At 42.7% G+C, this 743-nt stretch carries 1 pseudogene; it reads left to right on the forward strand.

Going from position 1 to position 743, the window contains the following annotated elements:
* Window positions 1–237: 237 nt before the first annotated feature.
* Window positions 238–743: pseudogene (locus R7R24_RS26590) on the forward strand (diguanylate phosphodiesterase); the annotation flags it as partial.

Genomic DNA, 743 nt, shown 5'->3' on the forward strand with positions numbered 1-743 from the left:
GTTATGTATGCCTTTTGTTTGTCGTGAAGGTCAATAATCTCATTGGATCGAGCGTTGTATAGTCGCTAAATTAAGTTGGCAACTTTTCCGTGCTGTTATTGGCATTTAGTACCCATTGTTTGACCTTTATACGAAAAACGACATTACCCATCAACAATGTTTGCCTGAGTTTCGGCTGTTGTATTAACGGCTGCATTTTCTGCAGTTGAAGATAACTACTTTACAAAAGAACTCTCCATGCAAACTCGCCGCGAACTCTTCTTTGCCCCTTTTCAGCGTCTGGCTGTAATCGCAGAGCAATGGCGAGCTGGGTCTAAATCTTACTTAACAGACTTAGCTTCAATCGCGTTACTTCTTCTCCCACTGACATTATCCAACGCGCTGGCTATTCTACTTGGTCACGCATTTCGAGTGGCGGGCTTGGGTGATGTTTCCTTACTGCTTTTCCACCTTTCCGACATTTTGATCAACCTATATCCCACGGCATTTTGCGTGGTTGCTGCATATTATTTGTCGCACAAAGCCAATGTATCGAGTGTGGTGCTTATTATTTATTCGCTGATCATGTTTTATTTGGTGTCGATAGAAAATGAAAGCTTATCCGCGACGTATACGTTGCCCAATAACTCTCTGTTGGCGCTGATCAGCGCCATGATGTCGTATTTGTACTGCAAACATTTGAGAATTCAATTGCTTGAACCCCAAGCACTGGACTTTACTTCTCGGCTGTTTAAAGACGTTTT

Source organism: Vibrio sp. 704 (assembly GCF_033339295.1).